The organism is Bradyrhizobium sp. (assembly GCF_035570375.1).
Taxonomy (GTDB): Bacteria; Pseudomonadota; Alphaproteobacteria; order Rhizobiales; family Xanthobacteraceae; genus Bradyrhizobium.
In genome coordinates this window covers 47,126-53,656 of record NZ_DATMLW010000170.1, presented here as the reverse complement: position 1 = coordinate 53,656, position 6,531 = coordinate 47,126, and the positions used below count along the sequence as shown (strand labels likewise).

At 61.2% G+C, this 6,531-nt stretch carries 6 protein-coding genes and 1 pseudogene; 4 read left to right on the top strand and 3 right to left on the bottom strand.

The annotated features are described in order from the left end of the window. Nucleotides 1–263: 263 nt before the first annotated feature. Nucleotides 264–941 carry an alpha/beta hydrolase gene (locus VNX23_RS18715; protein WP_325632411.1) on the bottom strand — a complete coding sequence of 226 codons (678 nt, stop codon included), beginning with the start codon at nucleotides 939–941 and terminating at the stop codon, nucleotides 264–266. A 169-nt stretch (nucleotides 942–1,110) separates the two neighbouring features. Further along, a complete protein-coding gene (locus tag VNX23_RS18710; RefSeq protein WP_325632410.1) occupies nucleotides 1,111–1,431 on the bottom strand; it encodes a hypothetical protein in 321 nt (106 codons plus the stop codon). Nucleotides 1,432–1,880: 449 nt separating this feature from the next. Between VNX23_RS18710 and VNX23_RS18705 the strand changes: the two genes are divergently transcribed. The 4 genes from VNX23_RS18705 to VNX23_RS18690 all read left to right on the top strand — a co-directional run bounded on the left by VNX23_RS18705 (nucleotide 1,881) and on the right by VNX23_RS18690 (nucleotide 5,039). After that, nucleotides 1,881–2,942 (top strand): amidohydrolase family protein, encoded by a 1,062-nt coding sequence (locus tag VNX23_RS18705; protein WP_325632408.1) that lies wholly within the window; start codon nucleotides 1,881–1,883, stop codon nucleotides 2,940–2,942. Between the two features lie 17 nt (nucleotides 2,943–2,959). Next, nucleotides 2,960–4,072: an amidohydrolase family protein gene (locus tag VNX23_RS18700; RefSeq protein ID WP_325632406.1), complete on the top strand. Its 1,113-nt coding sequence runs from the start codon at nucleotides 2,960–2,962 to the stop codon at nucleotides 4,070–4,072. Between the two features lie 232 nt (nucleotides 4,073–4,304). Continuing rightward, nucleotides 4,305–4,718 carry a Rieske (2Fe-2S) protein gene (locus VNX23_RS18695; protein ID WP_325632404.1) on the top strand — a complete coding sequence of 138 codons (414 nt, stop codon included), beginning with the start codon at nucleotides 4,305–4,307 and terminating at the stop codon, nucleotides 4,716–4,718. Nucleotides 4,719–4,832: 114 nt separating this feature from the next. Continuing rightward, complete coding sequence (locus tag VNX23_RS18690) at nucleotides 4,833–5,039, top strand: hypothetical protein (protein ID WP_325632402.1); 207 nt, start codon at nucleotides 4,833–4,835, stop codon at nucleotides 5,037–5,039. 825 nt (nucleotides 5,040–5,864) lie between these two features. On the opposite strand, the pseudogene VNX23_RS18685 reads toward VNX23_RS18690, so the two are convergent. Further along, nucleotides 5,865–6,257 (bottom strand): annotated as a pseudogene (locus VNX23_RS18685) (alkene reductase); the annotation flags it as partial. Nucleotides 6,258–6,531 lie beyond the last annotated feature (274 nt).

The window sequence follows — 6,531 nt, the reverse complement described above, 5'->3', positions numbered from 1 at the left end:
GACTGTTCGGGTTCGATGGACTGACGGACGGGGCACCTGTCTCACCCACGGTCTGCAACGACCTTGGGGTCTGCGGACTCCCGTCCGTCACCGCACCGTCTACAATACCAGACGAACGGACTTTCGACTTACAAGGGGGTTTAACCCGCCGAAAATGTCTAGACCGGGTACTGGACCGGCGCGTCAAACGCGCCGGTTGTTTCTCGCCACCGCCTTGCGACGGTCTCCCCTTGCGGCACGCCTGCCTATTGGTGTCAGGACATTCACACCGCGCTGGCGGCCTTGCGGATGACATCGAGCACCACATCCGGCTTCGACAACATGGGGACGTGCGAAGACGCGACTTCGGTCGTGGTGGCCTTCATGCGCTTGGAGACAAAGCGTTGCAGATCGGGGGGAACCGTCTGGTCCTGGGTGGCGAGGACATACCAGCTCGGCTTGGCGTTCCACGCTGTGCCCTCGACCTTTTGGTTGAAGAGGTCTGCCACCGGCGCCGCCTGCGTCGCATACACCAGCTTTTGTTCCGCCTCGGGCAGATCTCCCGCGAAGTGTTTGACGCCGCTTTGTTTGAGCCAGATGCGCCCTTCCGGTACATCGAGATGGCCGAACACGGGGGACGTCGGAAACTTGCCAAGCAGGCTCTGAGAGGTTTCGTCGGCATCCGGCGCGAGGGCCGCGATATAGACGAGCCCGGCCACCCGCGTATCGGTCCCGGCGTGCGTGATCAGCGTGCCGCCATAAGAGTGGCCGACGAGGATCGTGGGGCCATGGACGCGAGCAAGACACGCTTTCACGGCGGCGACATCGGTCGCGAGTGAATCGAGGCCGTGCTGGCTTGCCATCACCTCGTGGCCCTCGGCTTGGAGCGTCGGGATCAGCTTGCCGAAGCATGATCCATCGGCCCAGAGGCCATGTGCGAAAACGATGCTTGGTTTTGCCATGCTAGTCTCCCTTGGTTGGACGAAGGTGGGTTGACTTCCGCGCACTGGATGCGTTCGGATCGACGTTCATGTGGTATCGGACCGGACGATCGGGAACCGTCATCAGGTATTTATTCGGCGTGTGCGAAGCGGCGGCCGCGCGGACGTCCGGCACCCGCAGCGAACTTGCCTACTTTGCCGGGCACAAATTGAGCAACGGCTCACACAGCGCGTGCCATCCGTCTTGCCGAAAATGCGGAATGATCTGTAGAACGATGCCGGCGACAAACATCGACCAGCCCATGCGAGATAGCGTTCGGTTTTTTTGAACCGCGTGGTCCATTTGATCATCTACACCGCTGATCCGATCCGTGTCACCGTGGCCAACAAGCGAACCCAAAGTGGCTTCATGGGCGCGCAGCCATCTGTCGGTCACTCCCGCGACGATATCCTGGCCCGTTGCTATCAGCACAGCTCCAAATCCGCTAAGGATCAATCCCCATACATCCATTGCTGAATCCTCCAATTTCCTTCAAGTGCTCGCGCCCCAAAATATAGCGCCGAATGCCCAGTTTGGGTCATTCGCGACTGTGCCAGCAGCTCCCGGCTACCACTTGGAGGCCGCTTTGCGCCAAAATGCGCGCGGGGGCGGTCATTACCGGTTCCCTCCCGCACGGCGGACTCCGACAAGGTCCGACCGAGGGCGTGAACCAGTCTTTTGGCAGGGTCACTCTGCACAACCTCATCTTGCGCTGAAGCTTCGCGAACGGCACATTTGTTTGCAAAGCGCGCGGTCTAGAGCATGATCCGGACCCGAAGGGCCGCGTTAGCGCAAAGTGGAAACCGGTTTTCCGAAAGATCATGCTCGAATAAGGAGATGAGATCATGATGCGATTCCACTTAATCGCATCATGATCCAAGACCGCCAAGAACGATAACGGCGACCTTTCAGGAAACGACATGGTGGCCACGCGGATCGATTGCGATATCCATCCCGCCGTTGGCGGGACGCGCACCACGCTATTGCCTTACCTCGACGATCACTGGAAGGAGCAGGTGGTGAGCCGGGCCATCGATGGTCTCGATCTCGCCAGCTATCCGCCGAACATGCCGCTGTCCGCTCGCCCCGATTGGCGGCCGGCCGCCGGCAAGCCCGGCAGCGATCTGGCGATGGTGCAACGCGGGGCGTTCGATCAGCTCGGGGCGAGCCACGCGATCTGCAACGTGCTGTATGGCGCGCAGGCCGTCTATGATCCCTACATGGCCGCCGCCTTCTGCAAGGCGATCAATGACTGGATTGAAAAGGAATGGCTGGCGCGCGATTGCCGTCTGCGCGCCTCGATCGCGATCCCCTTGCAGGCGCCAGACCTGGCGATCGAGGAAATCGAACGTCGTGCCGGTGACAACAGGTTCGTCTCGGTTCTGGTGCTGGCGCAAGGCGAGAACCTGCTCGGAAGGCGGCATTACTGGCCGGTCTGGCAGGCAGCCGAGAAACACCGACTGCCGATCGCGATCCACGCCGGCAGCCAGTACCGCTACGCGCCGAGTTCGGTCGGCTGGCCGTCCTATCGATATGAATATTATCTCGCCGAGGCGCAGGCGTTTCAGGCCCAGGTGCTCAGTCTGATTTACGAAGGCGTGTTCGTGAAATTCCCCGACCTGAAGGTGGTGCTGATGGAATCCGGCGTCACCTGGCTGCCGGCCTTCATGTGGCGCGCCAACAAGACCTGGCGCGGCGTCCGCGTCGAGGTGCCCTGGGTCGACCGCGAGCCGGCATCGATCATGCGCGACCACATTCGCCTGACCACGCAGCCGTTCGACAGCCCGCCCGATGCGGCTGGTGTTGCCGACATCATCGACATGATCGGTTCGGACAGGATGTTCCTGTTCTCATCCGATTATCCGCACTGGCAATTCGACGGCGACGATGCGATACCGCCGCATCTGCCGCCAAGCATCGTATCGCGCATGTGTGCCGACAATCCGCTTGAAACCTTTCCGCGGCTTTCGCTTGCCGCTTGATCTTCGAGGAGGATCGCATGAGTGATGTCATCGACCGCCCCATGCTCGAGCAGGAGACGTCTGCAAAGAGCCGGCTCAGGATCATCGATTGCGATATCCATCCGAGCCTGCACGCGCGAAGCGACCTCAACCCGTTTCTTGCCAGGCGATGGCAGGAGCATCTGAAGACTTTTGGCGATCATCTGCGCACGCCCTATATCGGCACCACGCCCTATCCGAGGTCTTCGCCGCTGATCGCCCGCCGCGATGCGTGGCCGCCGACCGGTGGACCGCCGGGCTCCGACCTCGACTTCATGCGCAAGCAACATCTCGATCCGCTCGACATCGAGTTCGGCCTGCTGCAGGTGCTCGATATGTTCATCTTCTCGCAGCAGAATCTCGATTTCGGTGCTGCGATCCAGCGCGCCGTCAACGAATGGCAGCTTGCGCACTGGACCAGCCGGGAGCCGCGGCTGAAAGCGGCGATCCTCGTCGGTCAGGACGATGCCGAGGCGGCCGTCGCCGAGATGAAGCGCTGCGCCAGCATCGGCCAATATGTGCAGATCAACGTGTCGCCGCGGGCCAATGAGCCGCTCGGCCGCCATCGCTACTGGCCGATCTATGCGTGTGCGCAGGAGCTTGGCCTCCCGCTTGGCATTCACGTCGGCGGCTATGGCGGCCACGCGCCGACCGGCGGCGGCTGGCCGTCCTACTATGCCGAAGAGCACCAGTCGAATGCGCATACCATGGCGGCAACGCTGACGAGCTTGATTCTCGAAGGCGTGCCAGAGCGTTTCCCGCGTCTCAAGATCGTGTTCATCGAAGGCGGCTTCGGCTGGATATCGTCGACGATGTGGCGAATGGACCGGCATTTCGAACGCTTCCGCGCCGAGGTTCCGCATCTGACGCGTCGTCCGTCCGAATATGTGCGAGAGCATTTCTGGTTTACGACCCAGCCCATCGACGAGCCGGACGAGGCAAGGCATCTGCGTTCCCTGATCGAATGGGTCGGCCTCGATCGCCTGTTGTTCTCGTCGGATTATCCGCACTGGGATTTCGACGATCCGCGTTCTGCCTTCAGGACGCCGCTCACCGAGGCGGAGCGGCTGAAAATCTTCAACGCCAATGCGCGCGCGCTTTACAAATTGTGAGGCGCGTTTTCACCTCTCCCCAGCGGGGAGAGGTCGGCGCGAGGCGCCGGGTGAGGGGACGCAGCTCTCTCGAGAGACCTTAACCCCTCACCCGATTTGCATTGGACGATGCGGAGCCTGTCATCGGGCGCGCGGTCGCGCGACCCGTTGGCATCGCCAGGAGCAAATCGACCACTCCCGTCGGGAGAGGTAAGGTCGGCAACGTCATCTGGTCGAAGCAGTTGGGAGTCACATGGCCCGTCACATTGTCGCCCGCACCACGGAAATTCCGCCCGGCGGCAACAAGGTGGTCACGCTCGATCGCCGCGACATCGTCGTGTTCCACGTCAACGGCGAGTTTTTCGCGCTTCTCAATCGCTGCCCGCACGCCGGCGCGCCGTTGGACAAGGCGGCTTGCGTCGCGCGCCTGACTTCGCCAGAGCCCGGCGTCTATCAGCGCTCGCGGGTGGGCGAATTGCTCCGCTGCGCCTGGCATGGATGGGAGTTCGACATGCGCAACGGGCAATCCTGGTTCGATCCGAAGCGCGTCAAGGTCAGAACCTATCCGGTTGTCATCGAGGACGGCGAAACGCTCGCCAAGGGTCCCTATGTGGCCGAAACCTTTCTGGTCCACATCGAGGACAGCTACATCATCGTCGAGACGTGATCATTTGGTCGCCCCCATTCGGTTGCGGAGGGGTGCAATGCTGGCGAGGTCACTCGCAATACTCTATCGACGTGCTATAAGCCTCTCAACTTTCAACAGGCAGGTGCGGATCGGATGTCGAAGCAGTTGATGCGTGAAGAGGCCGAGCGCCTGATTCGTGAGACCATGGCGCGCAAGGCGCTCGTCGTGAAGCAGGGCGACACGCGCATCGAGGCGACCTGCGGCAAATGCGGCGCGCCAAACCGCGTCTCCGCCGAAAGAGGCGTCACGCGGGTGAAATTCGCCTGCAAGAAATGCGGCCACAGGCAAGAGACGCTGTGAAAATACGGCCCGTGCGCTTGATCCGGGCTCTAGTGCTCCGATTCCGAAGTTCGCAAGCTATCGCGGCGCCGTCTGATGCGAACTTCGGAATCATAAGGAGCACTAGCAACCTGGTGTTTTCTAGTGCGGGTTTTGAATTTGAAGTTCCTATGATTAGGTTGCAGCAAGACTGATAGGAACTTCAAATTCACCGCACTAGGCGGATTTCCCGAAAAAACCGATTTATTGAACCGTTTCAATCTGTTTCTACCTGTCCAGTCCCCTTCGCGAAAATATTTCGCTTCGCGTTTCACCCAAATCAAATTTAGACCTCCGCCGTTCCGCCTCCTATCGAGGGGCGTTTCGCGATCGTCACGAACGTAGAGCGCGGGATGCGATGGACGCGGGCTGCGCTTCTGACGAGGGCGCATCTCGTGGACGGCGAAGTCGTGGCGTCCTGATACCCCGACGCTGGTATCAAGTTTGCGGTGAATTCCGCAGGCGACGGAGACAACAAGCCCGGCTCTCCGGGGAGACCACGAAGGAAACCGTTAAAACCATTCGCGCAGGGAGTGCCGGATCGTTTCGGCGTACCTGTGGTGTACTTACTCGTGTGGTTTTTTCACCTCCACGCGAGGCTGCGGGTGTGCACGTCGCGCCCGGCATTCCCTGCGCCCTCTTCATTGGAGGGTCACGCGGCTTGCAAGCCCCGGGCGTCTTTCGCGTCGCGGGAAGGCGGAGCCGCGTCTTGAATCGCAGCGTTATTCCGGGATGGTCAGAGGAGCCCGCGTAAGACGCGAACTCTTCTTTACCCTCCCCTGGAGGGGGAGGGTCGGCTCACATGAGCGCCCCGCTCGATCGCGGCTCGATGAAATGCAGGTACGCAAGGCCGAGCTTGTCGAGCGTCTTGATGACGTAAGTATAAAGCGGCATCGGATCGACCTCGCCGCTGCCGTTGGCAACGCCGTATGGCGACAATCGCACGCCGACGCGCTCAGCGCCCCATATTTCGACCGAGGCTCGCGTGATTTCCATGAGCAGCCGCGCGCGGTTTTCGATTGAACCGCCGTATCGATCGGTGCGCAGATTGGTGTGCGATTGCAGGAATTGTTCGAGCAGATAGCCGTTGGCGCCGTGGATCTCGACGCCATCGAATCCGGCCTCTTTCGCATTGCCGGCAGCCTGGCGAAACGCTTCCACAATGTCCTCTACTTCGCCAGTCTCAAGCGCACGCGGCGAGGCGAAATGTGAGACGGGGTGGGGTGCGCGGTGCATGATCACCCCACCCCGATCGCTCATTCGCGATCGACCCTCCCCCTCCAGGGGAGGGTGACAGCAGGGCGGAGGGCGATGCGTTCGGTGGCGCAGCGGCAGAGCATGGCCGTTTGAGATTTGAATCGGTGACGGTTCAATTGCGTGCGAACGTGCGATTCTCAAGCGGTCGTCCGCGCGTTCGCGGGAATGACATCGAAGGGCTGCCCTGCCGCCCGCCGGCCTTTTGTGAACGACGCGA

Bases quoted from the DNA above. Each gene is read 5' to 3' on its own strand.
- VNX23_RS18715 (WP_325632411.1), bottom strand. From the start codon at position 941: ATGGCAAAACCAAGCATCGTTTTCGCACATGGCCTCTGGGCCGATGGA.
- VNX23_RS18695 (WP_325632404.1), top strand. From the start codon at position 4,305: ATGGCCCGTCACATTGTCGCCCGCACCACGGAAATTCCGCCCGGCGGC.
- VNX23_RS18705 (WP_325632408.1), top strand. From the start codon at position 1,881: ATGGTGGCCACGCGGATCGATTGCGATATCCATCCCGCCGTTGGCGGG.
- VNX23_RS18710 (WP_325632410.1), bottom strand. From the start codon at position 1,431: ATGGATGTATGGGGATTGATCCTTAGCGGATTTGGAGCTGTGCTGATA.
- VNX23_RS18700 (WP_325632406.1), top strand. From the start codon at position 2,960: ATGAGTGATGTCATCGACCGCCCCATGCTCGAGCAGGAGACGTCTGCA.
- VNX23_RS18690 (WP_325632402.1), top strand. From the start codon at position 4,833: ATGTCGAAGCAGTTGATGCGTGAAGAGGCCGAGCGCCTGATTCGTGAG.